At 64.7% G+C, this 26,132-nt stretch carries 26 protein-coding genes; 10 read left to right on the forward strand and 16 right to left on the reverse strand.

All coding sequences use genetic code 11. The features are described from left to right. Positions 1-301 precede the first annotated feature (301 nt). Complete coding sequence (locus ACMDW7_RS06165; RefSeq protein WP_377302335.1) at positions 302-2,482, reverse strand: acetyl-CoA hydrolase/transferase C-terminal domain-containing protein; 2,181 nt, start codon at positions 2,480-2,482, stop codon at positions 302-304. Between the two features lie 102 nt (positions 2,483-2,584). Between ACMDW7_RS06165 and dusA the strand changes: the two genes are divergently transcribed. Next, entirely contained in the window at positions 2,585-3,682 is a 1,098-nt protein-coding gene (dusA, locus tag ACMDW7_RS06170; protein WP_377302333.1) for a tRNA dihydrouridine(20/20a) synthase DusA, read from the forward strand. Between the two features lie 145 nt (positions 3,683-3,827). On the opposite strand, the gene ACMDW7_RS06175 is transcribed toward dusA, so the two are convergent. From ACMDW7_RS06175 to wrbA, 5 genes are all read right to left on the reverse strand, one after another. Next, complete coding sequence (locus tag ACMDW7_RS06175; RefSeq protein WP_377302331.1) at positions 3,828-4,586, reverse strand: hypothetical protein; 759 nt, start codon at positions 4,584-4,586, stop codon at positions 3,828-3,830. Between the two features lie 69 nt (positions 4,587-4,655). Then, positions 4,656-5,123 (reverse strand): DUF4124 domain-containing protein, encoded by a 468-nt coding sequence (locus tag ACMDW7_RS06180; RefSeq protein ID WP_377302329.1) that lies wholly within the window; start codon positions 5,121-5,123, stop codon positions 4,656-4,658. A 252-nt stretch (positions 5,124-5,375) separates the two neighbouring features. Beyond that, positions 5,376-6,809 carry an FAD-binding oxidoreductase gene (locus ACMDW7_RS06185; protein WP_377302327.1) on the reverse strand — a complete coding sequence of 478 codons (1,434 nt, stop codon included), beginning with the start codon at positions 6,807-6,809 and terminating at the stop codon, positions 5,376-5,378. Further along, entirely contained in the window at positions 6,802-7,218 is a 417-nt protein-coding gene (locus ACMDW7_RS06190) for a DUF2069 domain-containing protein (RefSeq protein ID WP_377302325.1), read from the reverse strand. The genes ACMDW7_RS06185 and ACMDW7_RS06190 overlap by 8 nt, the downstream gene beginning before the upstream one ends. Before the next feature lie 8 nt (positions 7,219-7,226). Then, the gene (gene wrbA / locus ACMDW7_RS06195) at positions 7,227-7,841 is read right to left on the reverse strand and encodes an NAD(P)H:quinone oxidoreductase (protein ID WP_377302324.1); all 615 of its coding nucleotides are present in this window, start codon (positions 7,839-7,841) and stop codon (positions 7,227-7,229) included. 19 nt (positions 7,842-7,860) lie between these two features. Here wrbA and ACMDW7_RS06200 point away from each other — a divergent pair, with 19 nt between their 5' ends. Next, positions 7,861-9,075: a YihY family inner membrane protein gene (locus tag ACMDW7_RS06200; protein WP_377302322.1), complete on the forward strand. Its 1,215-nt coding sequence runs from the start codon at positions 7,861-7,863 to the stop codon at positions 9,073-9,075. A 394-nt stretch (positions 9,076-9,469) separates the two neighbouring features. Continuing rightward, positions 9,470-10,543, forward strand: coding sequence for a PQQ-dependent sugar dehydrogenase (locus tag ACMDW7_RS06205; protein WP_377302320.1), 1,074 nt, complete (start codon positions 9,470-9,472; stop codon positions 10,541-10,543). Between the two features lie 108 nt (positions 10,544-10,651). Here ACMDW7_RS06205 and ACMDW7_RS06210 read toward each other — a convergent pair whose 3' ends face one another. Then, positions 10,652-11,704: a GGDEF domain-containing protein gene (locus tag ACMDW7_RS06210; RefSeq protein WP_377302318.1), complete on the reverse strand. Its 1,053-nt coding sequence runs from the start codon at positions 11,702-11,704 to the stop codon at positions 10,652-10,654. A 144-nt stretch (positions 11,705-11,848) separates the two neighbouring features. After that, positions 11,849-12,958, reverse strand: a complete 1,110-nt coding sequence (locus ACMDW7_RS06215) for an aromatic ring-hydroxylating oxygenase subunit alpha (protein WP_377302316.1) — start codon at positions 12,956-12,958, stop codon at positions 11,849-11,851. A gap of 190 nt (positions 12,959-13,148) precedes the next feature. Here ACMDW7_RS06215 and xseB point away from each other — a divergent pair, with 190 nt between their 5' ends. From xseB to folE2, 4 genes are read left to right on the forward strand one after another with little or no spacing between them, the layout of a single operon-like run. Continuing rightward, the gene (gene xseB, locus ACMDW7_RS06220; protein ID WP_377302314.1) at positions 13,149-13,430 is read left to right on the forward strand and encodes an exodeoxyribonuclease VII small subunit; all 282 of its coding nucleotides are present in this window, start codon (positions 13,149-13,151) and stop codon (positions 13,428-13,430) included. Beyond that, positions 13,427-14,383 (forward strand): polyprenyl synthetase family protein, encoded by a 957-nt coding sequence (locus ACMDW7_RS06225; RefSeq protein ID WP_377302312.1) that lies wholly within the window; start codon positions 13,427-13,429, stop codon positions 14,381-14,383. The genes xseB and ACMDW7_RS06225 overlap by 4 nt, the downstream gene beginning before the upstream one ends. A 53-nt stretch (positions 14,384-14,436) precedes the next feature. Further along, the gene (dxs, locus tag ACMDW7_RS06230) at positions 14,437-16,347 is read left to right on the forward strand and encodes a 1-deoxy-D-xylulose-5-phosphate synthase (RefSeq protein WP_377302310.1); all 1,911 of its coding nucleotides are present in this window, start codon (positions 14,437-14,439) and stop codon (positions 16,345-16,347) included. A gap of 45 nt (positions 16,348-16,392) precedes the next feature. Then, on the forward strand, positions 16,393-17,187 hold the full coding sequence (gene folE2 / locus ACMDW7_RS06235; protein ID WP_377302308.1) for a GTP cyclohydrolase FolE2: 795 nt from the start codon (positions 16,393-16,395) through the stop codon (positions 17,185-17,187). Positions 17,188-17,253: 66 nt separating this feature from the next. Here folE2 and ACMDW7_RS06240 read toward each other — a convergent pair whose 3' ends face one another. Together ACMDW7_RS06240 and ACMDW7_RS06245 are read right to left on the reverse strand one after the other, a co-directional pair. Next, a complete protein-coding gene (locus ACMDW7_RS06240) occupies positions 17,254-17,526 on the reverse strand; it encodes a hypothetical protein (protein WP_377302306.1) in 273 nt (90 codons plus the stop codon). A 140-nt stretch (positions 17,527-17,666) separates the two neighbouring features. Next, the gene (locus ACMDW7_RS06245) at positions 17,667-18,152 is read right to left on the reverse strand and encodes a YajQ family cyclic di-GMP-binding protein (RefSeq protein WP_377302304.1); all 486 of its coding nucleotides are present in this window, start codon (positions 18,150-18,152) and stop codon (positions 17,667-17,669) included. Between the two features lie 86 nt (positions 18,153-18,238). Here ACMDW7_RS06245 and murB point away from each other — a divergent pair, with 86 nt between their 5' ends. Beyond that, the gene (gene murB / locus ACMDW7_RS06250; RefSeq protein ID WP_377302302.1) at positions 18,239-19,264 is read left to right on the forward strand and encodes a UDP-N-acetylmuramate dehydrogenase; all 1,026 of its coding nucleotides are present in this window, start codon (positions 18,239-18,241) and stop codon (positions 19,262-19,264) included. 135 nt (positions 19,265-19,399) lie between these two features. Continuing rightward, entirely contained in the window at positions 19,400-19,849 is a 450-nt protein-coding gene (gene aroQ / locus ACMDW7_RS06255; RefSeq protein WP_377302300.1) for a type II 3-dehydroquinate dehydratase, read from the forward strand. A 30-nt stretch (positions 19,850-19,879) separates the two neighbouring features. On the opposite strand, the gene ACMDW7_RS06260 is transcribed toward aroQ, so the two are convergent. Next, positions 19,880-20,119 (reverse strand): LysM peptidoglycan-binding domain-containing protein, encoded by a 240-nt coding sequence (locus ACMDW7_RS06260; RefSeq protein WP_377302298.1) that lies wholly within the window; start codon positions 20,117-20,119, stop codon positions 19,880-19,882. Next, positions 20,120-20,371 (reverse strand): hypothetical protein, encoded by a 252-nt coding sequence (locus tag ACMDW7_RS06265; RefSeq protein ID WP_377302296.1) that lies wholly within the window; start codon positions 20,369-20,371, stop codon positions 20,120-20,122. A gap of 169 nt (positions 20,372-20,540) precedes the next feature. On the opposite strand from ACMDW7_RS06265, the gene ACMDW7_RS06270 reads away from it, so the two are divergent. After that, the gene (locus ACMDW7_RS06270; protein WP_377302295.1) at positions 20,541-21,656 is read left to right on the forward strand and encodes a hypothetical protein; all 1,116 of its coding nucleotides are present in this window, start codon (positions 20,541-20,543) and stop codon (positions 21,654-21,656) included. A gap of 24 nt (positions 21,657-21,680) precedes the next feature. On the opposite strand, the gene argG is transcribed toward ACMDW7_RS06270, so the two are convergent. The 4 genes from argG to ACMDW7_RS06290 form a co-directional block, all read right to left on the reverse strand. Next, positions 21,681-23,018 carry an argininosuccinate synthase gene (gene argG, locus ACMDW7_RS06275; RefSeq protein ID WP_377302293.1) on the reverse strand — a complete coding sequence of 446 codons (1,338 nt, stop codon included), beginning with the start codon at positions 23,016-23,018 and terminating at the stop codon, positions 21,681-21,683. A 220-nt stretch (positions 23,019-23,238) separates the two neighbouring features. Then, positions 23,239-23,877, reverse strand: coding sequence for a hypothetical protein (locus tag ACMDW7_RS06280; protein ID WP_377302291.1), 639 nt, complete (start codon positions 23,875-23,877; stop codon positions 23,239-23,241). Between the two features lie 116 nt (positions 23,878-23,993). Beyond that, complete coding sequence (gene argF, locus ACMDW7_RS06285; protein ID WP_377302290.1) at positions 23,994-24,917, reverse strand: ornithine carbamoyltransferase; 924 nt, start codon at positions 24,915-24,917, stop codon at positions 23,994-23,996. After that, on the reverse strand, positions 24,914-26,104 hold the full coding sequence (locus tag ACMDW7_RS06290; protein ID WP_377302289.1) for an aspartate aminotransferase family protein: 1,191 nt from the start codon (positions 26,102-26,104) through the stop codon (positions 24,914-24,916). The genes argF and ACMDW7_RS06290 overlap by 4 nt, the downstream gene beginning before the upstream one ends. Positions 26,105-26,132 lie beyond the last annotated feature (28 nt).

Here is a 26,132-nt window from a genome sequence, read left to right on the forward strand (position 1 = left end):
TGCACGGAAGAAGTAATTCTTGACCGGTGCGCCCGGGCGAAAGCACCTGTGCAGTGCCAAGGTATGGCTTACTCGACTCACACTCCAAGCGAGGGTCAGATGTGGGCCGACTACCTTCGCCATTCGCATGCGATCCCGTTATGGCGTGCGCTGGCTCTAATGCTTATTCCATTGCTTCTTTTTCCGCTGCTTCGCAAGTTCGGACCAAGCGTGCTCCGATGGTTTGCTCCGCCTCATGGCTAATCGCAGGCTTCTTCGTCACGCGAAGATCATCGGGTTTGCGCAGGCAAGTGGGTTTTGCCTAGCCCAGATTCCCCACAAATAAAGTCCGCGCCACCCGATCCGCCAGCGGCAGATCGCCCCGCATCAGCCCCATCCGCTCCACCGCCGCGCGCAGCCGCGGCTCCCGTTCCACCTCACTCGCGCCCATGCCACGTACAAAGGCGCGGGCCAGTTGCGCGGGTTCGGACAGCTGCGCCTTGAGCTTCTGCAGGGCGCGGGCCGCGGTGAGTTCGGCCTCGGTGAAGTCGGTTCCGAAGGGGAAGTCGGGCAGCAGGCCTTCGGCATGGAAGGGCGCGAGGCGGGTCTTGAGGACTTCGGGCAGGTTCTGGCGCTGCGCCTCGGGAATCTGATAGCTCGCCTCCAGCTTGCCCGCGGCCTTGGCGCGGGCCATGAGTTCGCCCTGGAAGCGGCTGTCGGTGATGGCCAGCAGCCGCTGCACGCACTGCTCATCTGTGGCGCCGCGCAGATCGGCCACGCCGTATTCGGTGACGAAGATGTCGCGCAGGTGGCGCGGGATGGTGGTGTGCGGGTAGTTCCAGACGATGTTGGACACGGGCTTGCCCTTGTCGGTGCGCCATGAGCGCAGCATGAGGATGGAGCGCGCGTCGGCCAGCGCGTGGCCTTGCGCGACAAAGTTGTATTGCCCGCCCACGCCGCTGATGAACTGGCCGTCTTCCAGCGCATCGCTCACCGCCGCGCCCAGCAGCGTGACCATCATGCAGGTGTTGATGAAGCGTGCGTCCTTGCGCTGCAGGCCGGCCAGCGCATGGCTGTAGTGGCCTGTGCCCTGCATGCCGTTGATGTAGGAGATGCGCGACATGTTGATCTTGTCGAGCATCGGCTTGGGCATGGTGCGCAGGCGCTCGTAGAAGTGCTCCGGGCCGAGGAAGAAGCCGGCCTGCAGCACGTGGCCGTGGCGCAGGTGGCTGCCCAACGCGTAGCGGGCCATGTCGGAGCGGGCCTGCGGGTCTGCGGGCAGGGCGGGGATGCGCAACGTGTGTTCCTGCCCTTGTGCGTCCATGCGCTCGATGACGAGTCCGCCCGCGTCCAGCCCCACCGCAGGATGAAACACGCCCCAGTACTTGAGCCACTGCAGATTGCGTGCGGTGAGCGGGCTGTCGATCACGCCGTCCTCGAACAGGGCAGCAATCATCGCTTCGTCGGGCACGGTGCCGATGCGCCCATGATGCAGCAGGCTCTGCAGATGGACGTCATCAAAGACCTCGCGGCGGATCAGGCCGGCCTCGAGCAGCTCCAGCAGGCCGCCCACGAACATCTCGCTGCAGGCAAACAGCCCCGTCCTGAAGGGCGCGGTTTCGGGTGCTGCGGAGGCCTGGCCGGGCAGGGCGGCCAGGAGGTCCCGATAGGTTCGGTTGTCCCGGTCGCGCAGGATGAGTGCGTGGGCAATGCCATCGCCCAGCGAGCCGATGCCCACCTGCACCGTGCCGCCGTCCTTCACCAGGCTGCTGGTCCAGAAGGAGATGGCGTAGTCCTGGTCGTCCACCTTCATGTTGGGCGGCGCGAACAGGTGGTGCGAGCAGGCGGGGGTATCCACGATCATGTCGAAGCGCTCGGGGCCGATGTCAGCGTCGTTCGGCATGAAGGGCAGGGCATGGTTGATGCAGCCGACGAAGAACAGCCGCTGCCTTTGCGTCCCCTGGCCGCCGCCGTTGAAGACATCGAGCGCATCGAGCGTGAGATCCGGATTGCAGGACAGGGAATAGCGTGGCCCGCTGGCAGTGTCTTGCTGCGCCACGGCCTGAGCCAGCACATTGATGCCGTTGGCGAGCATGTCGCGCACCACGAAGGTGTAGTTGGTGTAGACGAAGGCCCGCTGCATGGGGGCGTTGTGCACGTACTCAGCCGTCTTGAAGAAGAACTCGTGCACTTCCACGTTGGGCGGCAGCTTGCCGGCCTGAGCATCCAGGCTGTAGTCCAGGTTGGGATAGTCACCGAACACGCGCTCCACAAAGGGCGAGAGAAAGCGCTTTTCCAGGCTGCTTTTGCCGGCCGGCTTGTTCAATGACAGGGCCGTGAAGATCTTCAGCTTGAGCGCTGGATTCTGCTTGGCGCGCCGATACAAGGCGTTGACCCAGGCATTGGGCTTGCCGATGCCCAGGGGCAGGGCCACGCGCAGGTCCAGGCCGATGGTGGCGATGAGTGCATCGATTGATGCGTCGATGTCCTTGTAGCTTTGCATGTTGATGTCTCCTGCATCAACGATATGCAGTGCGGAACGCGTGCACTTTGAGTTACGTCATCTGCAGCCGTGGCCTTTGCGCGCATCGGCGAAAATGGCGGCATGTCTGAGTCTTTGCACCCCGCGCCGTCGCCCTGGCGCCTCACTGTCGCCCCGATGATGGACTGGACGGACCGACACTGCCGCGCCTTCCATCGCCTGATCTCGCCCAACGCACGCCTGTACACCGAGATGGTGACCACCGGCGCGCTGCTGCATGGCGACGTGCCGCGCCATCTGGATTTCAATGCCAGCGAGCATCCGGTGGCGCTGCAGCTGGGTGGCAGCGAGCCGGCCGATCTGGCGCAGTGCGCTCGGCTGGGCGCCCAGTGGGGCTATGACGAGATCAACCTGAATTGCGGCTGCCCGAGCGAGCGCGTGCAGCGTGGTGCGTTCGGCGCCTGCCTGATGGCCGAGCCACAGCTGGTGCGTGACTGCGTGAAGGCCATGGTGGATGCGGTGAGCGTCCCCGTGACGGTCAAGCATCGCATCGGCATCGACAAGGCCGAGAGCTACGACTTTGTGCGCGACTTCGTGGGCACGGTGGCCGAGGGCGGCTGCAACGTGTTCATCGTGCACGCGCGCAATGCCTGGCTCAAGGGCCTCAGCCCCAAGGAGAACCGCGAGATTCCGCCGCTGCGCTATGACTTTGCAAGGCGTTTGAAGCAGGACTTCCCGCAGCTGACCCTCGTGCTCAACGGCGGGCTGAAGACGGTGGGCGATGTGCAGGGCGCGACGCTGGCCCAGGACGGTCTGCCCGCACTGGACGGCGTGATGATCGGCCGCGAGGCCTATCACAACCCCTGGGTGCTACGGGAGATGGACAACGCGCTCTTCGCGCCGCAGGCGATGGATGCACCGGATAGCGACGCGGCTGATGGAGCGGATGAGGACGCGCTTCGGTCCGGCGCGCTGGACACGTCCCTCGTGGCCCGCATCGAGACCTGGGGCCGCTTGATGGACTACATCATTGGGCGTCGTGCGGCCGAGGGCACCCACCCGTTTGCCATCACACGCCACACGCTCGGGCTGTTCCAGGGCCTGAGCGGCGCGCGGGTCTGGCGCCGCACCCTGTCGGACCCGCGTACGCTGGGCAAGCTCAGCGACGAGGAGCTGCGCGCGCTGCCCCTGCCGAGAGTGACGCAGCGGCTGGCGGCGTGACACGGTTCGGTGTGAAATAATTCATTTCCGGATGGAAAAGCTAGATCGATTGAGTTTGGTTTTCCGCGCATCAGACAAGCGGAAAGCCGGATTTAGCTCTATGGAAAAGATTCTTTTTCGGCCATAAATGACATGCGCTGTGTGCTCAGCGTGCCGCATCCGCGCCGGCCAGTGCCTGGCGCGCAAGCTTGAACCACGGTGCGTTCAGCTCGCGGGCGTGGCCGGGCCAGTGCTTGGTGCTCTGGTCGATCTCTGCCTGAATACGGCGCGCGGCATCCAGCTGACCGACGCTCACCAGCCACTCAATGAAGCGAGCCTTGGCCTCCAGACCGCTGCCGAGCTGGGCGGCCGCCTCGAATGCTGCGAGCGTTTCTGGCTGCGAGCGTGACAGCGCGCAGGCGCGGGCCTTGAGCAGGGCGACGCTGTCCGGATGCCAGTCCGGCCGGGCCTTGATGAGCGCGTCCAGGCTGCGCAGCGCAGCCTCGCCCTCGCTGGTTTCCACCTCGGCGCGGGCCAGACCCATGAGCAGATCCGGGTCATCGGCCAATGGGCCATTGAGGCAGGCGCGGTAATGGTCGCGCGCCGCAGCGGCGTGGCCCTTGTTGAGCTCCGCTGTGGCCAGGCGCATGCGGTTCTGCACCGAGGGCGAGATTTCATATTCACGCGTCGCGTCGCGCAGCTCGCGGTCCGGGTCGAGCACCTTCTCCATGGCGCGGTAGGCCTTGCGCGCGGCCGGGTTGTTGCGCATGTCGCCCATGTACTCGGCAAAGAAGTAGACGATCGAGCCGAGCAGCGGGAAGGCAAACAGGATGAAGAGCCAGTAGGTGTTGCGGCCCGTCTTGACAGCGTGAATCGCGAAGAAGATGGCCACGACAACGTGCAGGCCGAGTCCGAGAATGTGCATGGTGTGTGATCCTCCCTGGATGAATGCACCTGTTCTTTTCCGGCACATTTTGTACCGGCTGCGGCGTGTTCAACGTGCTGCCGGGCACGCCGCCGCGTAGTCGTCGGCAGCGCGTTGCGCGCGGCGTCTTGCGGCGTCCTGCTTGGCGGGCGTGGCTTTGGCTGCCTGTTCAGATGTGCGCTGCGCGTGCAGCTTGAGCTTGGCGCAGTGCTTGCTGCGATGCGCTGCCGCCTGCTGAGCCTTGCGCTGCTCGGCCGCGTCGGCGCGTTGCTTCCTTTCTCTTTGGGCCTGCAGCTGATTTGCAGAGCGTGCTTCAGCGGCCGCGCGCTGCTGCGCAGCGCGTTGCTCGTCGGTGCTGGCCGCGGGGCTGGTGTTGACCTCCCGCACCGCCTTCAGGCCGGTGGGGCACTCGCCCTGCACGTAGGTCACCTTGCCTGCGCCGTCTTCGCAGCGCGTGAGCGCTGCGTGCGCCGGTGAAGAGGCCAGCGCACCCAAGAGTGAGAGGCCTCCGGCAATCAGTTGCAGATTTGTTTTCATGCGCCCTCCCGAAGCGCGATGCGTCGTTGGCGTGTTGCAAGCCCAGTGCCTGCAGGCCGATGGTGTTATTGCTGCGCGGTGCATTTTGGGCGGCGATGGCGCGCGGCGTCACTACCCTGTTTGCAAGATTCGTCAGACGTCTGCACAACGGGTGAGCGGTCAGCACAGCGTGGTCGTTACAGCTGGTCAGAACCTGCGCCACCCTGGTCAAGTCAACCCGCACAAGGGGATGATTCGTCTTCTCGAGATGTATCAGCCGAGGATCTTGCCGGGATTCATCCGGTTGTGTGGATCCAGTGCGCGCTTGATTGCGCGCATCATCGTCAGCTCGACCGGGCTTTTGTACCGCAACAGTTCCTCACGCTTGAGCTGGCCGATGCCGTGCTCGGCCGAAATGCTGCCGCCGAAGCGATGCACCTGATCGTGCACGGTCTCGTACACCGCAGGCTGCATGGCGATGAAACTGCCGTCGTCCTGCACCGCGCCAAAGCCTGGCGCCGAGACGTTGTAGTGCAGGTTGCCATCACCCAAATGGCCGAAGGTCACCATGCGCACTCCCGGGAAGCGTCGCGCCACCAGCGCATCCGTCTCGCGGACGAACTCGGCGATGCGCGAGATCGGCACCGAGATGTCGTGCTTGATGTTCTTGCCCTCGGCCGCCTGCGCTTCGCTGATGTGTTCGCGCAGCTCCCAAAGCTCGGCAGCCTGTGTGCCGCTGTGTGCGATGACGGCGTCTTCGATCAGGCCAGAGGCAAGCGCGCGCTCCAGCAGATGCTCAAGCAGGGTGCTGGTCGCTTCGGCCGCCTGGTGATTGCTGATCTCGATGAGCACATGCCAATCGTGACGTGCTGCAAAGGGCGAGCGATGGTCGGAAAAGTGCTTTTCGACCAGGCTCAGACAGAAGTCGCTGAACAGCTCGAAGCCGGTGAGTGTGCTGGCGGCGTGGTGCTGTGCCAGGTCGAGCAGGGCGAGCGCGTCTTCGACGCTGCGTAGAGCGACCATCGCGGTGCCCGTGCTTTGCGGCAGCGGAAAGAGCTTGACGCAGGCAGCAGTGATGACACCCAGCGTGCCTTCTGCGCCGATGAACAGATCGCGCAGGTCGTAGCCCGTGTTGTTCTTGCGCAGGGCATTCAGCCCGCTCCAGATCTCGCCCTCGGCTGTGACCACTTCCAGCCCGAGGCACAGATCTCGCGCGTTACCGTAGCGCAGCACCTGGGTGCCGCCGGCGTTGGTGGACAGGTTGCCGCCGATCGTGGCGCTGCCCTCGGCCGCAAGCGAAAGGGGGAACAGGCGCCCGGCTTCACGTGCTGCCTCCTGGGCGCGTGCCAGCGGCACGCCAGCTTCCAGGATCATGGTGTTGTTCAGGGCATCAACGCTGCGCACACGGTTCAGGCGGCTGGTGGACAGCACGATGTTCCGGCGACCCGCATCGGGCGTTGCGCCACCGCATAGGCCAGTATTGCCGCCTTGGGGCACGACGGCCAGGCCATGAAGCGCGGCCAAGCGCACCACCCGGGCGACTTCCTCGGTGCTTGCGGGGCGCACGACGGCCAGTGCCGCACCCGAGAAGCGCTTGCGCCAGTCCGTCAGATAGGGGGCGGCATCGGTGCCCGTGATCACGTTGGCCGTGCCGGCAATCTCTGCCAGCGCGGCAAGCACGGCTGCCGCATCCACAGGCTCAACCATTGGCGGGGGGTTGCTCGGCCTTCGCAGCCTTGGCCGCCTTCTTGAACGGTCGGACATGCAGGATCAGTCCGAAGAAGGTCGCCCAGGCAAAGGTGAACGCAGCCCACCCCAGCAATTGCGACGGGCCGGTACTGGTCATGCCGCGCACGCACCCTTCGGCCATGTAGAGCAGGATGAACATGCTGGCCCACTGCATGGTGTAGACGCTGCCGCGCATCACGCCAGGCAGCATCAGCAGCAGCGGGATGGTCTTGAGCGAGGCATATATCCAGGCAATCGCAGTGTTCTGGTGCGGGTCGAGCACCAGCTCCCACAGCACCGAGATGGCGATCAGATGGGCCAGACCAAGCAGCGCCACGAAGTGAGGCAGGCTGCGGATGAAGCCAGGGCGGGAGGCAGGCGTGTTCATGCGAAGGTTCAGAGAGGGCGTTGGAGCTTGAGGGCGGTCTGGGCAAGCCGCTTGCCCAGGGCCACGGCCAGCCGTGCCTGTTCAGTCGACACGGCACGGGTGTTGTCCACGCCCGCCACCGTGCTCGCGCCGTAGGGCGTACCACCGCCTGCGGTGGCGAGCAGATCGGTCTCGCTGTAGGGAATGCCGACCATGACCATGCCGTGGTGCATCAGCGGCAGCATCATGGACAGCAGCGTGCTCTCCTGCCCGCCGTGCAGGCTGCCCGTGCTGGTGAAGACACAGGCTGGCTTGCCGATCAGTGCGCCGGACAGCCACTGCGCCACGGTGCCGTCCAGAAAGTGCTTCATGGGCGCTGCCATGTTGCCGAAGCGGGTGGGTGAGCCCAGCGCCAGTCCGATGCACTCCTCCAGATCCTTCAGCTCGCAGTAAGGGCTGCCGCTCGTGGGCACGGGCGGTGCGGCCACTTCCGTGACGGGTGAGACCGGTGGCACCGTCCGCAGGCGGGCTCGGGCACCAGGCACGCGCTCAATGCCGTCGGCGATGTGTTCGGCCAGGGTGCGTACATGGCCGTTGCGTGAGTAGTAGAGGACCAGGATCTCGTGGGCGCTGCTTGCAGACATGGCACCTATCATAGGCGGCATGAGCGAGAGGACATTGAACCCGCTGACCTGGTTTGCCGCGGGTCGTCACGCCGTGGAATACGGCCGGCGCGTGCTGCAGCGCATGCGCGAGGAAGAGCTGCCGACCGCCGCGGCCAGTCTCACCTTTTCCACGCTGCTGGCGCTGGTGCCGCTGGCCGCGGTCACGCTGGCCATCTTCACGGCCTTCCCTCTATTTGCCGCGCTGCGTGAGGCCTTGCAGGAGTACTTCATCGAGTCCCTGATGCCGCCCACCGTGAGCGACCCGATCATCGGCTTCTTCAACGGCGTGGCGCAGAAGGCGCGCAGTCTGACGGTGTTCGGCCTGCTGTTCCTGTTCGTGTCCGCGCTGCTGGTGCTGGTCACGATCGAGAACGCGCTCAACAAGATCTGGCGCACTCAGCGGCGCAAGGGCAGCTGGGCCACGCGGCTGCTGAGCTGGTGGGGTGCGCTGACCCTCGGGCCTGTGCTGCTGGGCTTCAGCCTGTATCTGACGGGCCTTGCGGCGGCACAGGTGTCGGGTATCAAGGCGCTGTCCTGGTTCACCAACTTCACGCTGCTGCTGGTACCCGTGCTGCTGGCTGCACTGGGCTGGGCGATCGTCTACAAGACCGTGCCGCACGCCACCGTGCGCTGGAAGCATGCACTGATCGGCGCCTTGCTCGCAGCGATCTGCTTCGAGCTGGTCAAGCGTGGCTTTGCGAGCTACCTGAGCACCTACGCCAACTTCCGCCAGCTCTACGGCGCCTTGTCGGTGGTGCCAATCTTTCTGCTCTGGATCTATGTGTGCTGGCTCATCACGCTGGGCGGCGCCGTGATTACTGCGCTGGCGCCGGAGTGGGGGGTCATCGAGTGCAAGCGCGAAGCCAGGGTGGGCGACCGGCTGGCGGATTGCCTTGCTGCAGTCAGACTGCTGCAGGCTGCGCGTGGCGAAGCGCCCTATGCCCTTGACTTCGAGGGGATCGCGACCCGGGCCGACATGCCCCGCGAGGACGCGCAGAGCGCGCTGGATGCGCTCGAGAAGTTGGGTTGGGTGCGTCGCGTCGAAGCGAGCGAGGAGCGCGAGCTCACCTACGTACTGGCGGTGGACCCAAACGCAGTGACGCTGTCGCCGCTGCTCGATGCCACGGTGCTGGCCGATCAGCACCCGCAGCTGCGTCAACTGAGCGCACAACTGGCTACCCTGCGCGCCACACCGCTTGCGCAGGCCCTCTAGGCCGAACGGTTGGCCATCACGCCGTCCTCTACGGGACAACCCTGATCGTCCAGCGCGAGTGCGAGTGACCGCTGAACAACCGTTGCACGCGGTTACAGCAGGTCGGCTTACCCGTCCATAGACTGGCGCGATTGTGAGTAGCCTGATTGAGGTCGTTATGCCCCATCCTTCGCGTCGCTTCCTGCATGTCGCGCTAGCTGTCTCGCTCGGCTCAATGGCCGTGGCGGGTCTGTCTGCCTGCGGAGGCGGATCCGCATCACCGCAGGCTGCAACGCCGGCACCCCCGCCGCCTCCGCCTGCGCCACCCCCCCCTGCGCCGGCGCCACCTCCTCCGCCCCCGCCGCCACCGTCTTCGTCGGGTCCGCTGCAGATCACTTCGGTGGCATCCGGGTTGGTGAACCCATGGGGCCTGGCTTTCCTGCCCGGCGGGCGCTTTCTGGTGACGGAGAAGGGCGGCACGATGCGTATCGTGCAGTCCAATGGCTCGCGTTCGGCCGCCATCACCGGTGTGCCCTCAGTGGACAGTGTGGGGCAGGGTGGTCTGCTGGATGTTGCGCTGGCGCCGGACTACGCCACGAGCCAGCGCATCTACTGGAGCTATGCAGAGCGCGATGGCAGCGGTGCCAATGGCTTGGCCGTGGCCACCGCGACATTGAACGAGACCACGCTGGCGCTATCCGGCGTGCAGGTCATCTACCGCCAGACGCCCAAGGTCAGCGGGTCCAGTGGCCACTTTGGCGGGCGCATCCTGTTCGCGCCGGACGGCAAGCTGTTCGTGATGATGGGCGACAGACAGAACGGCGACCAGCGCGGCTTCTCGCAGGACTTGAGTCGCGGCAACGGAAAGATCGCACGCATCAACACCGACGGAACCGCACCCGCGGACAATCCGTTCACCGGCCAGAGCGGCGCGCAGGCGGCCATCTGGGCGCTGGGCATTCGCAACCCCCAGGGCGCGGCGATTCACCCCACAACCGGTGATCTCTGGATCAACGAGCACGGGCCGCAGGGCGGTGACGAAGTCAATCGCATCACGCGCGGCGCCAACTACGGCTGGCCGATCCGCAGCTACGGCTGTGAGTACGGAGCGACCCAGGGCGAGGCCTGCTGGATCGGTGGCGGCACGCACGCGCCGACCTACGTGGAGCCGGTGACCACCTGGACGCCAACATCCACCGCGCCCAGCGGCATGCTGATCTACTCGGGCAACGGCATTCCAGAGTGGCGCAACAAGGCGCTTGTGGGCGGCATGCAGTACGGCGGCACGCTCTGGCGCGTGGACATTGATCAGGCTGGCGCGATCCGCTGCACCGTGCGCGGCGGCCAGCCGGCGCAGAACTGCGGAGAGGTGCTGTTCAACAACGCCAAGATCGGCAAGCGCATCCGCGATGTGCGCCAGGGCCCGGACGGCTGGGTCTACCTGCTGACCGACGCAGCCAACGGCGAGATTCTGCGCATCTCTAGATAGTTACAAAATCGGCCAGCATTTCACGCATGCTCAGATTGCCGGAGAGTGGCTATGAGTATGCGGAAAGCCGAATTTGAATCTGACAAAATAGTCTGATTTCAGCCAAATTCAGTGCAGATGCGAAGGCGCGGGCTCGACCCGGTTGCGGCCCTGCGCCTTGGCCTGCTTCATGCGTTCAAGGGCAAGTTCACCCAGCGCATCCAGTGCAAGCGTCGCGTCCTCGGCACAGCCGATAGAGACGCTGGTGCTCGTTGCCATGCGTCCGCCCAGATGCACCTGACGCTGGTTCACTGCCTTGCGCAGCCGTTCGGCCACCTGAACGGCTGCGCTCATTGAAGCGCCCGGCAGCAGCACGGCAAAGCGGTCACCGCTCTCGCGGGCGGCGATGTCGCTGGGGCGCAGCACCTGCTTGATCGTGTCGGCCACGTGCTTGAGCACGTTGTCCGCGGCACTGCGGCCGGCGGACTCGTTGATCTTCTGCAGATGGTCCACGTCCACCGAGAGCAGCGTGATGGGTGTGCCGTCGATGCGGTGTCGGTTGATCTCGCGCTCGAAGGCCTCCTGCATCCAACGCCGGTTGTGCAGGCCGGTCAGCGGGTCGTGGGTCGCCTGAAACTCGGCGTGCGCCTCGCCCATGTCGGCCTTCATCCGCCACTGGTTGCTCGCACGCAGACGCTCCGAGAGCAGTTCGATCAGGTTGAGCGCGATGACCGGCGCGCCTGCCATGAATTCACGGAATGCGTTCGCCTCGAAGCTCATGACCAGGGCCGGCCACTGCGCAGCGACATAGACCGAGCCGCTTTCATCCGACAGGATGGCGTGCTCGCCCACGACCTGCCCGGGCGCGAGGCGCGCCACGTTGTTCTGCATGGCGTGGTCCAGAAACACGCCCAGTTGTCCCTCCAGCACGACAAAGATGCGCCGGTTGGGCTCGCCCGGCTCGATCACGCGGTCGCCAAAGCCCAGCTTGTGCACTTGGCCCATGGCCACGACCTTCGCGAACTGCGGCAGGTCGATGCCCTTGAACAGCTTGCTGTTGCGCAGCGTCTCCAGGGTCTCGGTGTCCAGGCGGATCGGCGCGGCCATGGAGGCCGGCGGAGGCATCTCGCGCGTCGGCGGGGCCGTGCTGTCCGGCGTCTTGATCTCGGATTTCGGGTTCATGCACTGAGTGTGCGCTTCAGGGTTTGCCAGGCAGCGCATGAAAAGTGCGATGAAACCGGTCTTGTTCCCCGCATCGAGCTGCCTTGTGCCAGATGAAAAACGGGGAGGCCGCGGCCTCCCCGTTCGAGTGAACCCCGATCGCCCTCAGGCGGCCGGTTGCTGCATGACCCGGCGATACCACTCATGGAAGTGCTGCATGCCGTCTTCCATCGGGCTCTGGTAGGGGCCGACTTCATTGACGCCGCGCTCCATCAACGCCTTGCGGCCGGCGTCCATGCGCTCGGCGATCTCGTCGTCCTCGGCACAGGTCTCCATGTAGGCCGCTCGCTGCGCATCGCAGAACTCGCGCTCGAACAGGGCGATTTCCTCGGGGTAGTAGAACTCGACCACATTGACGGTCTTGTTCGGTCCCTTGGGATAGAGCGCCGATACGGTCAGCACGTGCGGGTACCACTCCAGCATCAGCGTGGGGTAGTAGGTCAGCCAGATCGCACCATGCGCGGGCGGCTTGCCTTCGCGGAAGCGCATGAGCTGCTCGTGCCACTTCTTGTAGGTGGGCGAACCGGCCGTGGCGAGCGCGTCGTTCACGCCCACGGTCTGCACGGAGTACTTGCTGCCGAACTCCCAGCGCAGGTCGTCGCAGCTCACGAACTGCCCGAGCCCCGGGTGGAACGGGCCGACGTGGTAGTCCTCCAGATAGACCTCGATGAAGGTCTTCCAGTTGTAGTTGCACTCATGCACTTCGACATGGTCGAGCACGTAGCCGTCGAAGTTGAACTCCGACAAGGGACCGAGATGCTTGAGATCCTCGCCCACCTTGCTGGCACCGCCTTCGAACAGCAGGCCGTTCCAGCGCTGCAGACCGTACTTGTTCAGGTTCAGGCAGGGCTGCTGCTCGAAGTGCGGTGCACCCAGCAACTGGCCCTGCATGTCGTAGGTCCAGCGGTGAAGCGGGCAGACGATGTTCTGCGTATTGCCGCGGCCATTGAGCATGACCGCCTGGCGATGCCGGCAGACGTTTGAGAGCAGTTCGATGCCTTGCCCGTTGCGCACCAGGATGCGCCCCTCGGCTTCCTGGGGCAGGGCGTAGAAGTCACCCACGTTGGGCACGGCAAGCTCATGACCCACGTAGCGCGGCAAGTCATGAAAGATGAGTCGCATCTCCTTTTCATAGGTCGCCTGGTCGAAATACACATCGACCGGAAGCTGGCTATTCGCAGGCAGCAGTTTGCGCGCGGTGGAGATGTCGGACATGATGACGTGCGGGCTCCTTGAACGTGGACAAAATTCCTGGGTGGTTCAGACTCCTGAAGGGGAGCAGGAGTGTACCCGTCGGGTCCATTCAGGGAAAACCGACACTCTGCTCAAAATCCTTGCAGAAACAAGGGTTTGCGCGCATTTACGACGCCACATGTTCGGGTTGCCTGACTAAAATCAAGCCCCTATGCCACCCAAAGCAACGCCCCAGGGCGTATCCGTGCCAGTCAGCCCTTCGCCCGAAGCGCCCCTGCCCGAGACATTCGAAGCCGCCATGGCCGAGCTGACCCGGCTGGTCAGCGACATGGAAGCCGGTTCGATGAGCCTTGCGGAGAGTCTCGCCGCCTACGAGCGTGGCAAGCGCCTGGAGCGCTTCTGCCAGGAACAGCTGCAGATCGTTGAAGATCAACTCAAGCTCATCGATGCACAGGGCAACGAGCAGCCCTTGAAGCTGGAGTCGCGGCGTTGAACGGCGCGCAGGCATTCGCCGATCCCGAGCTCAGCGCACGGCGCGGTACGGCCTTCGACTTCGCCGCGTGGTCGCAGGCCGCGCTTGGTCGGGCCGAGTCGGCCCTCGATGCAGCCCTGCCGCAGGCCGACACCGTGCCGCATCACCTCCACGAGGCCATGCGCTACGCCGTCATGGGCGGCGGCAAGCGCGTGCGTGCACTGCTTGTGGCCGCAAGCGCCGAGTTCGCCCGATGCCCGGCGCCGCTGGCGGACGCCATGGCAGTTGCGATCGAACTCATCCACGCCTATTCGCTGGTGCACGACGATCTGCCGGCGATGGACAACGACGAGCTGCGCCGCGGCAAGCCCACGGTGTGGAAGCAGTTTGGAGAGGCGCAGGCCGTGCTCGTGGGTGATGCCCTGCAGTCCAGCGCTTTTGAGGTGCTGGCGCAGGCCTGCGCCGCACAGCCGACGTCCGATGGCCTTGCCGTGATCCGTCTGCTCGCGCACGCATCCGGCAGCCAGGGCATGTGTGGCGGACAGGCGATAGACCTGGCGAGTGAAGACAAGGCGCTCGCCTTGCCGGAGGTCGAACAGCTGCACCGCATGAAGACCGGCGCACTGCTGGTGGCCAGCGTCATGATGCCGGCCGTGGCAATGCGCTTGCCCCGCGCCCAGCACGAAGCGCTTGAGCAGTTCGCACGCACCGTGGGTCTGGCCTTCCAGATCGCCGATGACGTGTTGGACGCCACCGCGGATTCCGCCACGCTCGGCAAGACCGCCGGCAAGGATGCTGAGCAGGGTAAGGCCACCTATGTGTCGCTGCTTGGTCTGGACGACGCGCGCCGCAGGGCGGAAGCGCTGCGTCTGCAGGCCCACGCCCATCTGGACAGCCTCGGCCCGCGCGATGGCGCTGGCGGACTGGACGCACTCGCCGCGCTGGCCGATCTCATCGTGCGACGCTCGCACTGACGTTTTCGTCGACCAACCGCGCACGAATCACGCACCTCGCGAAGAAGAACGACATGGACTACTCGCTCCTCAAAACCATCGATTCCCCGGCCCAGCTGCGAGCGCTGTCGCGCGATCAGCTCAAGGTACTGGCCGACGAACTGCGCGCCTTCGTGCTGGACTCCGTCTCCAAGACCGGGGGTCATCTGTCCTCCAACCTGGGCACGGTCGAGCTCACCATCGCGCTGCACACGGTGTTCAACACGCCGGACGATCGCATCGTCTGGGACGTCGGCCATCAGACGTATCCGCACAAGATCCTGACGGGCCGGCGTGACCAGATGCCGACGCTGCGGCAGTTCGGCGGCATCTCCGGCTTTCCGCGCCGCTTCGAGAGCGAATACGACGCCTTTGGCACCGCGCACTCCAGCACCTCGATTTCCGCTGCGCTGGGCATGGCGGTGGCGGCCAAGCTGCAGGGCTCCAAGCGCCATGCGCTGGCCGTGATCGGCGACAGTGCAATGACGGGCGGCATGGCCTTCGAGGCGATGAACAACGTCGGCGTGACGGACAACATCCACCTGACCGTCATCCTCAACGACAACGACATGAGCATCAGCCCTGCCGTGGGCGCGCTCAACCGCTACCTGGCCCGCCTCATGAGCGGCCGCTTCTACACCACAGCCAAGGCGCAGGCGAAGAAAGTGCTGGAGCATGTGCCGCCGCTATTCGAGCTGGCCAAGCGGCTTGAGGGTCACGCCAAGGGCATGGTGGTGCCCGCCACGATCTTCGAGGAGTTCGGCTTCAACTACATCGGCCCGATCGATGGGCACGATCTGGATTCGCTGATTCCAACGCTGGAGAACATCAAGAAGCTTTCCGAGGAAACCGGCCACCCGCAATTCCTGCACGTGGTGACCAGGAAGGGCCAGGGCTACAAGCTGGCCGAGGCCGATCCGGTGAAATACCACGGCCCGGGCAAGTTCGACCCGAGCAAGGGCATCGAGGCACCGGCGCAGCCGCCCAAGAAGGCCTACACACAGATCTTTGGCGACTGGCTCTGCGACATGGCTGCGGCGGACGAGCGCCTGGTCGGCATCACGCCTGCCATGCGCGAGGGCTCCGGCATGGTGGAGTTCGAGAAGCGCTTCCCAGCGCGCTATTTCGACGTCGGCATCGCCGAGCAGCACGCCGTGACCTTTGCGGCCGGTCTGGCCTGCGAGGGCAAGAAGCCTGTGGTGGCGATCTACTCCACCTTTCTGCAGCGCGGCTACGACCAGCTGATCCATGATGTGGCTCTGCAGGATCTGGATGTCACCTTTGCGATGGACCGTGCCGGTCTGGTGGGTGCGGATGGCGCAACACATGCCGGCAACTATGACATTGCCTACCTGCGCTGCATCCCGAACGTGGCGGTGCTTGCGCCCAGTGACGAAAACGAGTGCCGCATGCTGCTGACCACGGCTTATCGCCACAAGGGCAGTGCCGCGGTGCGCTATCCGCGCGGCACTGGGCCAGGCACGGCGATCCAGGAGGCACTGACCGAAGTGCCCTGGGGCAAGGGCGTGGTGCGGCGCGAAGGCAGCGGCGTGGCCATCCTTGCATTTGGCAGCATGGTGACGCCGGCGCTGGCTGCGGCCGAGAAGCTCGGTGCCACGGTCGTGGACATGCGCTTCATCAAGCCGCTGGACGACACGCTGACTGTCGAGACGGCCAAGCGGCATGCGGCGATCGTCACGGTCGAAGAGGGCTGCCTCATGGGTGGTGCCGGCAGCGCCGTACTGGAGTGCCTGCATGGCCACGGCGTGAGCACCCCGGTCTTGCAACTGGGCCTGCCAGACCGATTTATCGACCATGGTGATCCCGCCAAGCTTCTCGCCCTTGCCGGGCTGGATGCTGCGGGCATCGAGAAGTCCGTGCGGGACCGCTTTGCCGCGCAGCTTGCGCAGCCTGGTGCTGCTCAGGACAAACTGCGGGTGGCCTGAGTCGTCGCCGAAAACGCAGGAACAGAAGCACTCCTCCGATTCATTATGAAACCTGTCGACATGCAGATGCTGGCTGATGTTCAGGGTGCGCGTGATGAACGCCACCTAGCCATCCAGCGCGTGGGTGTGCGCCGTTTGCGCTACCCGATCCTCTGGGCCGCCGAGACCGGCCCACAGCCCACGGTGGCCGAATTTTCGTTGTCCGTGCATTTGCCGGCCGAGAAGAAGGGCACCCACATGTCACGCTTCGTGGCCATGCTGGAAGGCCACACGGCCGCCTGGAGCCTTGCCGACGCGCCTGCAGTGGGCAAGGCTCTGTGCGAGCGTCTGGAGGCGGGCGAGGCGGAGTTCGAACTCAAGTTCCCGCTCTTCATCAAGAAAACAGCGCCCATCTCCGGCGTACAGAGTCTGCTGGACTACGAGGTGCTGATGCGTTGCACGGCCTGGCCAGACATGGCCGAGGTCACGGTTCAGGTCACGATCCCTGTGACCAGTCTGTGCCCCTGCAGCAAGGAGATCAGCGAGTACGGCGCACACAACCAGCGCAGCCACATCGTGGTCACGGCGCATCTGGATCAGACCCAGAGCGGGGCGTCCATCGAAGCGCTGATCCGCCTGGTGGAAGCGCAGGCCTCCAGTGAGCTGTACGGCCTTCTCAAGCGCCCGGACGAGAAGTTTGTGACCGAACGCGCCTACGACAATCCCAAGTTCGTCGAAGACCTGGTGCGGGACATCGCGATTGCGCTGCGTGCCCAGCCCTGGCTGTCGAAGGTTCGGATCGAGGCCGAGAACTTCGAGTCGATCCACAACCACTCGGCCTGGGCGGTGATCGAACTCTGATCTGCGGGTGAGCCGCATGCAAAAAGGGCCGCAATTGCGGCCCTTTGGTTTTTTCTAGCTCTGCAATCAGCTGCGGCGGCCGAAGAATTGATCCGAAGCGCGATTGGCAAAGCCCGTATCGAGCTTCATGTACAGGCCGGGGTAGGCGTCGCGGTGCAGGGAGGCGCAGAACATCAGCTCGCTCATGACTTCCGGCGGGAAGCCCTGGCGGTTGCCGCGGTCGTCGATCCAAAGCTTCTCGAAGAAGGTTTCGAGCTCCGGATGGCTCCACAGCAGGGTGAGTTGCTGAATGATCCGGGGGTACTTCTCTTCGAGGTAGCAGGTCTGTTGGTCAGCCATGGGTCTGGAGCGAAGGCTCTGCGAAGCGAATCAAGAGTACGACTGGAACAGATTGTTTCACAACCATAAACCGCTCGAACCGCACGGTCACGCGTTGGTGACAAATCACTCCCCTGATTGGGTGAGTCTTGCTGGACACCTCAATCGCGGAAGTTCTCGAAGGACAGCGGCAGATCGGTCACTTCCTTCTTGAGCAGGGCAATGGCGGCCTGCAGGTCGTCGCGCTTGGCGCCGGACACGCGCACCGTGTCGCCCTGGATGCTGCCCTGCACCTTGAGCTTGCTGTCCTTGATGATCTTCACGATCTCCTTGCCCTTGTCGCTGGGCACGCCCTCGCGCACCGTCACGGCCTGCTTGAGCTTGTCGCCACCGATCTTCTCGGGCTTGTCGAACTCGAGGTAGCGCACGTCCACCTGGCGCTTGGCCAGCTTGGCGACGAGGATTTCCTTCACCTGACCGATCTTGAAGTCGTCGTCGGCGTAGATGGTGAGCGCCTTGTCGCCCTGCTCGACCCGCGAATCGCTGCCCTTGAAGTCGAAGCGGGTGCCGATCTCCTTGTTGGTCTGCTCGACGGCGTTCTTCAGTTCAACGAGATTGGGCTTGCAGACGGTATCGAAGGAGGGCATGGCGGACTTTCGTGGGTGTGGCGCGCGGGGGCCGGTGCCGGGCGCATTTGAGAGGCGAAAAGTGTAGCCAACTACACTGCCACGCCATGCCGCTTCCCCTCGACACAGACCGTGATTTACAGCCGTTGAACAGCTTCGGCCTGCCTGGGCGTGCGGCGCAGTTCATCCGTTGCGACAGTGTCGATTCGGTGCAGGAAGCCGTGCGCTTGCCTGTGTTTGCGCAGGCTGCTCGCCGCCTTGTGCTCGGCGGGGGCAGCAATCTGGTCATCACCGGCGACTTCGCAGGCTGTGTGCTCGCCCCGCAGATTGCGGGCTTTGCGCGCGTGGGCGAAACGGCGGATGCCTGGCTGGTGGACGTGGGGGCCGGCGAGGGCTGGCATGCCACGGTGGCGCGCCTGCTCGACGAGCAGCTGCCGGGCCTTGAGAATCTGGCGCTGATTCCGGGCAGCGTAGGCGCCGCGCCGATCCAGAACATTGGCGCCTACGGGCTGGAGCTGACCAGCCGGTTTCACAGCCTGCAGGCGGTAGAGATCGAGACGGGTGCGCTGCGACGGTTCAGCCACGCCGACTGCGCCTTCGGCTACCGGGACAGCGTCTTCAAGCGCGCTGCCGCCGGGCGCTTCGTGATTGTCTCGGTCACCTTTGCGCTGCCCAAGCGTTGGGTGCCGATGGTCGGGTATGCCGATGTGGCACGAGGCCTCGCGCAGCGTGGCGTGGTCGATGCGACACCTCGCGACATCTTCGAGGTGGTCGTGGCCACGCGCCGCGCCAAGCTGCCGGACCCTGCGGTGCTGGGCAACGCGGGGAGTTTCTTCAAGAATCCGGTGGTGGATGCATCCACCTGGGCGCGTCTGTCCGGCGAGCACGCGGAGATCGTCGGCTACCCGCAGGCGGATGGTTCAGTGAAGCTGGCGGCTGCCTGGTTGATCGATCGCTGTGGCTTCAAGGGGCAGCGCCGTGGTGCCGTGGGTGTGCATGACCGGCAGGCGCTGGTGCTGGTGAATCACGGCGGAGCTCGGGGCGGCGAGGTGCTGGCGCTTGCGCAGGAGATCATGGGCACCGTGCAGCGGCGCTTCGGCGTGCAGCTTGAGCCGGAGCCGGTGGTGGTCTGAGCGCCCTGCGAATTGAAAATATATCAATTTCGGTCGTGTTCCGAAGAATGCTCGGTGTGCCGCTTTCCGCGCACCAGACAAGCGGAAAGCCAGTTTATTGCTGACTAAAAAACATTGATTTTGGACAAATTTCCCATGCAAGCGCTCCTGCTCATCGTCAACGGCCCAAATCTGAATCTGCTTGGCACGCGTGAGCCGCAGATCTACGGCACCGCCACCCTGGCCGATGTGGAGGCGCTGTGCCGCGCGACGGCATCCGAACTGGGTTGGGCCTGCGAGTGCCGCCAGTCCAATCACGAGGGCGTGCTGATCGATTGGATCCACGAAGCGGGGGAACTGATGAAGGCCGGGCGGCTGGCGGGCGTGGTGCTCAATGCTGGCGCCTACACCCACACAAGCATTGCCCTGCACGACGCCATCAAGGGCACGGGCATCCCGCTGGCAGAGGTGCACATCAGTGACATCCACCAACGCGAGCCCTTCCGGCACCACAGCTACATCACGCCCGTGGCGAAGGTGGTGGTGATGGGCAAGGGCGTGGCCGGCTATGCAGAGGCGATCCGCGCGCTGGCCGCCGCCACCTGAACCCCGCTCCTGCGCAATCCGTGCGGGCGATCAGGCTGGAATGCGCAGCACCTGCCCCGGGTAGATCTTGTCCGGGTGGCTGAGCATGGGTTCGTTGGCCTCGAGGATCTTCATATAGCTGTTGGCGTTGCCGTACGCGGTTTTCGCGATCCTGGAAAGCATGTCGCCGCGCACCACGGTGTGCCAGCTGGATTCATCAGCCGGTGCCGCTACGGTCACGAGTTCGTTGACCTGCGCCACGCCATCCACGTTGCCGCAGGACGGCAGCACCTATTCCTTGGCAGCCTGATCCGGCGCGTCGCCGCTCACCGTCACGCTGGAGATGGCGCTGTCCAATTCCACCAGCAGCCCACCGACGCTCAGGTTCTGAGTGTCAATGTATTTGCGGATGGATTGCGCTGAGCTTGCGTTCAGCGCGTCCAGCTGGGCCTGCGCCACCGCTGGTTCGGGTGTCGCTCCGACTGGCGACGCGGCGGCTTCGGACTCATTGGGCCCACACAGCTTTGCGTACGCTTCACGCACAAAGCTGATCGGTCCCGTCGCATTCTTCGTACGTATTCAGCCGCATGCGGGTGTGCACGAAGTGCCTGTGCCCCGTGCGAATGGTTTGTGACACGTTAGATGTCGCGCGCAGGCGGTTCGGCGTATGGGTTGTCAGCACTCCATCGCCGGGTGCTTGGGACTGTCCCGAATGCCTGACACACAAAGCTTTGCTAGCTTCGCTATACCGTCCTTGTCCGTCATGCAGCCGCCATCCTCATCCCTCCCGACATCGATTGAACAGCGTCTCAGCGCCGCGCGCGAGGCCATTGCGGCGGTGCGCTTTGCGGATGCGATGCAGCTGTTGCGTGATCTGCTGCCAGATACTGCGCACCTGCCCGAATTGCACTTCGAAGTCCTGATGACGCGCTGCATCTGGCACTACTACCAGCCCGAGACGGCCGCAGCGATCGAGTGGGGCCAGCGAGCCATTGAGCACGCCCAGTTGACCCTGACACCTGGCCATGAGGCCCGTGCTCGGGCGCTGCTTGCCAATGTGCGCGATATGGCTGGTGACATTGAAGGCGCCTTGTCGGACGCCACGCTCGCGCTCGCGTCAGCGGACCGCGAGGACGGACTCGCGCGAGCGCGCGCATTCGCAGCTCTTGCACATGTGGCGCAACGTGCCGGCGAGGAAGAACTCTGCTTCAGCTTGCTGCGCCAGGGGATCGACGCGGCGGCCAAGCATGATGCGGTACGCAGCAGCCTGCTGCTGGTCGCGGGTGCCGCCCAGGCGCGCTTTGCCTTGGAGCGCTGGTGGATGCAGACGCTGGAAGCCGACGCGGCCACGCATGCGCATGTGAGCGTGGTGTCCGGCACGCAGCTCAATGCCGTGCTCGGTACGAGGACGAATCATGGTCGCGGTCTGATTGCGGAAGGCGAGGCACTGCTCGCGCAGGGCCGCTTCGCTGAAGCGCAGCAGTGCCTCGCGCAAGGTATCGCACATGTGCAGGACCAGGGTGCGTCAGAACTTGCCGATGCCATCAGCTTGAATGCTTACTGTCTTGCGCGTCTTGGGCGTGTGGCCGAGGCGCTGCCACTCGCGCAGCAGGCACGTGCCTCGATCATGCAGGCCGCGTCTCGTGACCCTGAGATGCGCCTGACTGTGCTGCGCAGCGTGGCCGAGGTATTGCGTCTGGCTGCTCATTCGGAGGCTGAGCTAGCGCGGATCGAGTGGCTCGATGCTCAGGCGGCGCTGGACGCCTTTCGAGCCTCGATCTCTGAACGCTTGCGCGCCCAGCACCCCGTGCCTGTGCAAGCGGGCTGACGGCGCCAGGGCGCGCGGCGCGCCTCAGTCCTTGGGTCCGGTGATCAGCCCCAGACCATCGTCGCCGCCCTGGCCGAGCAGGCCAGTCTTGACGTAGATCGAGAGCTTGTCGCGCGTGTCATCCAGATCAAGCCGGCGCATGGTCAGCTGGCCGATGCGGTCGGTAGGCGTGAAAGCGCCTTCGACCTTTTCCATCGACAGGCGCTCGGGCTTGTAGGTGAGGTTGGCGCTCTCGGTGTCGAGGATCGAGTAGTCGTTTCCTCGGCGCAGCTCGAGCGTCACGGTACCGGTCACAGCCTTGGCTACCCAGCGCTGGGCGGATTCACGCAGCATGAGCGCCTGCGGGTCGAACCAGCGACCGTGATACAGCAGCTTGCCCAGCTTGCGGCCGTTCGCGCGGTACTGCTCGATGGTGTCTTCGTTGTGGATGCCGGTGACGAGACGCTCGTAGGCAATGTGCAGCAGCGCCATGCCCGGTGCCTCGTACACGCCGCGGCTCTTGGCCTCGATGATGCGGTTCTCGATCTGGTCGCTCATGCCCAATCCGTGGCGCCCGCCAATCGCGTTGGCTTCCATGAACAGCGCCACCTCGTCGGCAAAGCGCTGGCCGTTCAGGGCCACAGGGCGGCCTTCCTCGAACGTCACGCTCACGGTCTCGGCCTTCACGGCCACATCGTCCTTCCAGAAGGCCACGCCCATGATCGGGTTGACGATGTTGATGCCCTTGTTCAGGAACTCAAGGTCCTTGGCCTCGTGTGTGGCACCGAGCAGGTTGCTGTCGGTGGAGTAGGCCTTCTCCACGCTCATCTTGTAGTCGAAGCCGTTGGCGATGAGGAACTCGCTCATCTCCTTGCGGCCGCCGAGTTCGGTGATGAAGGTCTCGTCCAGCCAGGGCTTGTAAATGCGCAGGCCCGGGTTGGCCAGCAGCCCGTAGCGGTAGAAGCGCTCGATGTCATTGCCCTTGTAGGTGCTGCCATCGCCCCAGATGTTCACACCATCTTCACGCATGGCCACCACCAGTGCGGTGCCCGTCACGGCGCGGCCCAGTGGCGTGGTGTTGAAGTAGGTGGCCCCGGCGGTCGTGATGTGGAAGGCGCCGGTCTGGATGGCGGCAATGCCCTCGGCCACCAGCTGCGCGCGGCAGTCGATCAGGCGGGCGATCTCGGCGCCGTACTGCTTGGCGCGGCGCGGGATGTCGTCGTAATCCGTCTCATCGGGCTGGCCCAGGTGGGCGGTGTAGGCGCAGGGCACGGCGCCCTTCTTGCGCATCCAGAGCACGGCGGCGCTGGTGTCCAGTCCGCCGGAGAAGGCGATACCCACGCGTTCGCCGCGCGGAAGCGATTGGAGAATGTTGGCAGCCATGGGGCCAGGAGCCTCGATCGAGAAAGCGTGCGGGTGAGAACGCCGTCGCACCCAGCCCGTGCGCTTTTCAGGTCGTTCGTCGGATCATCCGGTAGGTCACCACCTGCACACGTAAAGCCGCTGGTTGCAGGGTGGGATCCAGCTCGCTCGACGCCGGCTCGTCAAGCGCTTTGATTATAGGCAGCAGCCTGCGCAGTTCGCGGCGCGTACTGCCATGCACTCAGGGCTGCGCGAGCGCCAGAAGCGGGGCCAAGGCAATGCTGCGCGTCTGCGCAGACATCGCAGTGCGGTTGGGCATTTCGGCCTGGGCGATGGCTTCCAGCGCGGCGCGGCTGCCCGGCTGCTTGAGGGCCACCTGCGCCTCGCCCAGAGCCTTGATGAAGGCGCCGATGGCTGTGTCCACGCGCGCGTCCAGCCCCGGCTTGGTGGGCAGGGTGCTGGGGCTGGAGGCCCACTGCTCGTAGAAGGCCTTCTTGGCGAAGTTGCTGGCGTCGATCTGCGCCTGCATCGCGGTGCGGGCCGTGGTAGGCGACAGCGCATTGAAGCTCGACAGTTGCGCCGCCATTGCCAGCCAGCGACGGTCCTGCGCCGCGTCGGTGGCTGGCAGCTTTCGTGCCCATTGGCTGCGCGCTATGTCGGGTGACAGGTTGAGCAGGGACTTCATGCTTCGTACGAGGTCTCGAAGCTCGACAGCCGCGGCGGGTTGGATCGCGCGCTCGGCTGGCGTTTCTACCCGAGTGCCGCCTTCGGGCAGCGGTACGGTGGGCTTGGGGCCGGTGGTACCGCACGCCGCAAGCAGCACCACGAGGGCGAGCGCGGCGCTGGCAGCAGGAAAACGATGTAGCGGTGGCAGAACCATGCGCAAGGCTGGGAATGAGGTCGGATGCAGAAACGATAACGGCCCCGAGGTCGGAGCCGTTTTGCATCAGGAACCAGCTTGTAACCCTGCGTTTCGGACGCGGGCTGTGTGCGATTTCAGCCGATCCGGCCGAGCAAAAGGTACTCCATGAGTGCCTTTTGCACGTGCATCCGGTTTTCAGCTTCATCCCAGACCACAGACTGCGGACCGTCGATGACTTCGGCGGTGACTTCCTCACCTCGATGTGCGGGCAGGCAATGCATGAAGAGCGCGTCGGGCTGTGCCGCCGCCATCATTTCGTTGTCCACGCACCAGTCGGCAAATGCCTGCTTGCGGGTTTCGTTCTCGGCCTCGAAGCCCATGCTGGTCCAGACATCCGTAGTGACCAGGTGGGCGCCGCGGCAGGCTTCGATTGGATCCTTGAAGACGCGAAAGCACTCGGGATTGGAGATCCCGACGCCAGCTGCATCGATCTCGTAACCGGAGGGTGTGGAGACATGCACCGTGAAGCCGAGGATTTCGGCCGCCTGCAGCCAACTCGCGGCCATGTTGTTGCCGTCTCCCACCCAGGCCACCACCTTGCCTGCGATCGAACCGCGGTGCTCGATGAAGGTGAAGATGTCCGCCAGGATCTGGCAGGGGTGGAACTCGTTGGTCAGACCGTTGATGACCGGCACGCGGGAGTGCTGGGCGAAGCGTTCGAGCTTGGCCTGCTCGAAGGTTCGGATCATGACCAGGTCCACCATGCGGCTGATCACGCGCGCGCTGTCCTCGATCGGTTCGGCACGACCGAGTTGGCTGTCGCCGGTGGTGATGTTCAGCACGCTGCCGCCCATCTGGTACATGCCCGCCTCGAAGCTCACACGCGTGCGCGTGCTGGCTTTCTCGAAGATCATGGCCAGGGTTCGATCCACCAGCGGCTGGTACTTCACGTACTGCTTAAACATCGCCTTGATGTTGGCCGCGCGGGCGAACAGGTAGGCGTATTCGCTGGCCGTGAAGTCCTTGAACTGGAGATAGTGGCGAATCGTGCTGGTCATGCTGCGGCCGATTGGGGCTGAGTCAGGAAGCTGTGAATGATCGGCGCAAGGATGTCCACCAATTGCTGTGCCTGCGCCGACGTAAAGATCAGTGGCGGCAGCAGGCGGATGACCCTGTCTGCAGTCACGTTGATCAGCAACCCGGCTTCGCGCGCTCGGCCCACGATCTCGGTGCAGGGGCGGTCGAGTTCGATGCCGATCATCAGACCCTGGCCGCGGATCTCGGCAATGCCCGGGGTTCCCGTCAGCTGCTTGCGGATCCCGTCAACAATGATCTGACCGCAGTGCGCAGCATTGGCCATGAGGCCGTCTTCCTGCATGACCTGCAGTGTCGTGAGACCCGCACGCATGGCCAGGGGGTTGCCACCGAAGGTGGTGCCATGGTTGCCGGGGCCAAACACGTGCGCCGCCACGCCCCGCGCCACCACCGCGCCAATCGGCACACCCGAGCCCAGCCCCTTGGCCAGCGGCATCACGTCCGGCAGGATGTCGGCCCACTGGTGAGCAAACCACTTGCCGGTGCGACCGATTCCGCACTGCACCTCGTCGATCATCAGCAGCCAGCCGCGCTCGTCACAGATCCTGCGCAGCGCCTGCAGGTACTCCGCGCGCGCGGGGTTGATGCCACCTTCGCCCTGGATGGCCTCAAGAAACACGGCTGTGATGCTCGGATTCGCGGCGGCTGCAGCTTCGATTGCGGCGATGTCATTGAGCGGCACGCGCACAAAGCCGGGCACCAGCGGCTCGAAGCCTTTCTGTACCTTGGCGTTTCCAGTGGCGGAGAGCGTGGCCAGCGAGCGGCCATGGAAGGCCTTCTCGTAGACGATGATCTGGGGCTCGGCAATGCCCTTGTCATGCCCGTACTTGCGGGCAATCTTGATCGCAGCCTCATTGGCCTCCAGACCGCTGTTGCAGAAAAACACGTTGTCCATGCCGGACAACTCGCACAGCTTCGTGGCCAACTGCTCGCCCAGCGGAATGCCATAGATGTTGCTGGTGTGTATGAGCTTGGTGACCTGATCCTGCAGCGCCGCGACCAGCTTGGGATGCTTGTGCCCCAGGGTGTTGACGGCGATCCCGGAGAGGCCGTCGAGGTAGCGTCGCCCCTCGGTGTCCCAGACCCATGCGCCTTCGCCATGCGACAGCGAGATCGGTTGGCGTGCATACGTGTTCATGATGTGGGACATCTCTGGCCTCCTGAAGGCGGGACTGGCA

The sequence above is a fragment of the Piscinibacterium candidicorallinum genome (genome assembly GCF_047549485.1).
GTDB lineage: Bacteria > Pseudomonadota > Gammaproteobacteria > Burkholderiales > Burkholderiaceae_C > Piscinibacterium > Piscinibacterium candidicorallinum.

Excerpts from the sequence above, each read along its gene's own strand:
- ACMDW7_RS06165 (WP_377302335.1), bottom strand. The coding sequence starts at position 2,482 with ATGCAAAGCTACAAGGACATCGACGCATCAATCGATGCACTCATCGCC.
- dusA (WP_377302333.1), top strand. The coding sequence starts at position 2,585 with ATGTCTGAGTCTTTGCACCCCGCGCCGTCGCCCTGGCGCCTCACTGTC.
- ACMDW7_RS06175 (WP_377302331.1), bottom strand. The coding sequence starts at position 4,586 with ATGCACATTCTCGGACTCGGCCTGCACGTTGTCGTGGCCATCTTCTTC.
- ACMDW7_RS06180 (WP_377302329.1), bottom strand. The coding sequence starts at position 5,123 with ATGAAAACAAATCTGCAACTGATTGCCGGAGGCCTCTCACTCTTGGGT.
- ACMDW7_RS06185 (WP_377302327.1), bottom strand. The coding sequence starts at position 6,809 with ATGGTTGAGCCTGTGGATGCGGCAGCCGTGCTTGCCGCGCTGGCAGAG.
- ACMDW7_RS06190 (WP_377302325.1), bottom strand. The coding sequence starts at position 7,218 with ATGAACACGCCTGCCTCCCGCCCTGGCTTCATCCGCAGCCTGCCTCAC.
- wrbA (WP_377302324.1), bottom strand. The coding sequence starts at position 7,841 with ATGTCTGCAAGCAGCGCCCACGAGATCCTGGTCCTCTACTACTCACGC.
- ACMDW7_RS06200 (WP_377302322.1), top strand. The coding sequence starts at position 7,861 with ATGAGCGAGAGGACATTGAACCCGCTGACCTGGTTTGCCGCGGGTCGT.
- ACMDW7_RS06210 (WP_377302318.1), bottom strand. The coding sequence starts at position 11,704 with ATGAACCCGAAATCCGAGATCAAGACGCCGGACAGCACGGCCCCGCCG.
- ACMDW7_RS06215 (WP_377302316.1), bottom strand. The coding sequence starts at position 12,958 with ATGTCCGACATCTCCACCGCGCGCAAACTGCTGCCTGCGAATAGCCAG.
- xseB (WP_377302314.1), top strand. The coding sequence starts at position 13,149 with ATGCCACCCAAAGCAACGCCCCAGGGCGTATCCGTGCCAGTCAGCCCT.
- dxs (WP_377302310.1), top strand. The coding sequence starts at position 14,437 with ATGGACTACTCGCTCCTCAAAACCATCGATTCCCCGGCCCAGCTGCGA.
- folE2 (WP_377302308.1), top strand. The coding sequence starts at position 16,393 with ATGAAACCTGTCGACATGCAGATGCTGGCTGATGTTCAGGGTGCGCGT.
- ACMDW7_RS06240 (WP_377302306.1), bottom strand. The coding sequence starts at position 17,526 with ATGGCTGACCAACAGACCTGCTACCTCGAAGAGAAGTACCCCCGGATC.
- ACMDW7_RS06245 (WP_377302304.1), bottom strand. The coding sequence starts at position 18,152 with ATGCCCTCCTTCGATACCGTCTGCAAGCCCAATCTCGTTGAACTGAAG.
- murB (WP_377302302.1), top strand. The coding sequence starts at position 18,239 with ATGCCGCTTCCCCTCGACACAGACCGTGATTTACAGCCGTTGAACAGC.
- aroQ (WP_377302300.1), top strand. The coding sequence starts at position 19,400 with ATGCAAGCGCTCCTGCTCATCGTCAACGGCCCAAATCTGAATCTGCTT.
- ACMDW7_RS06270 (WP_377302295.1), top strand. The coding sequence starts at position 20,541 with ATGCCTGACACACAAAGCTTTGCTAGCTTCGCTATACCGTCCTTGTCC.
- argG (WP_377302293.1), bottom strand. The coding sequence starts at position 23,018 with ATGGCTGCCAACATTCTCCAATCGCTTCCGCGCGGCGAACGCGTGGGT.
- ACMDW7_RS06280 (WP_377302291.1), bottom strand. The coding sequence starts at position 23,877 with ATGGTTCTGCCACCGCTACATCGTTTTCCTGCTGCCAGCGCCGCGCTC.
- argF (WP_377302290.1), bottom strand. The coding sequence starts at position 24,917 with ATGACCAGCACGATTCGCCACTATCTCCAGTTCAAGGACTTCACGGCC.
- ACMDW7_RS06290 (WP_377302289.1), bottom strand. The coding sequence starts at position 26,104 with ATGTCCCACATCATGAACACGTATGCACGCCAACCGATCTCGCTGTCG.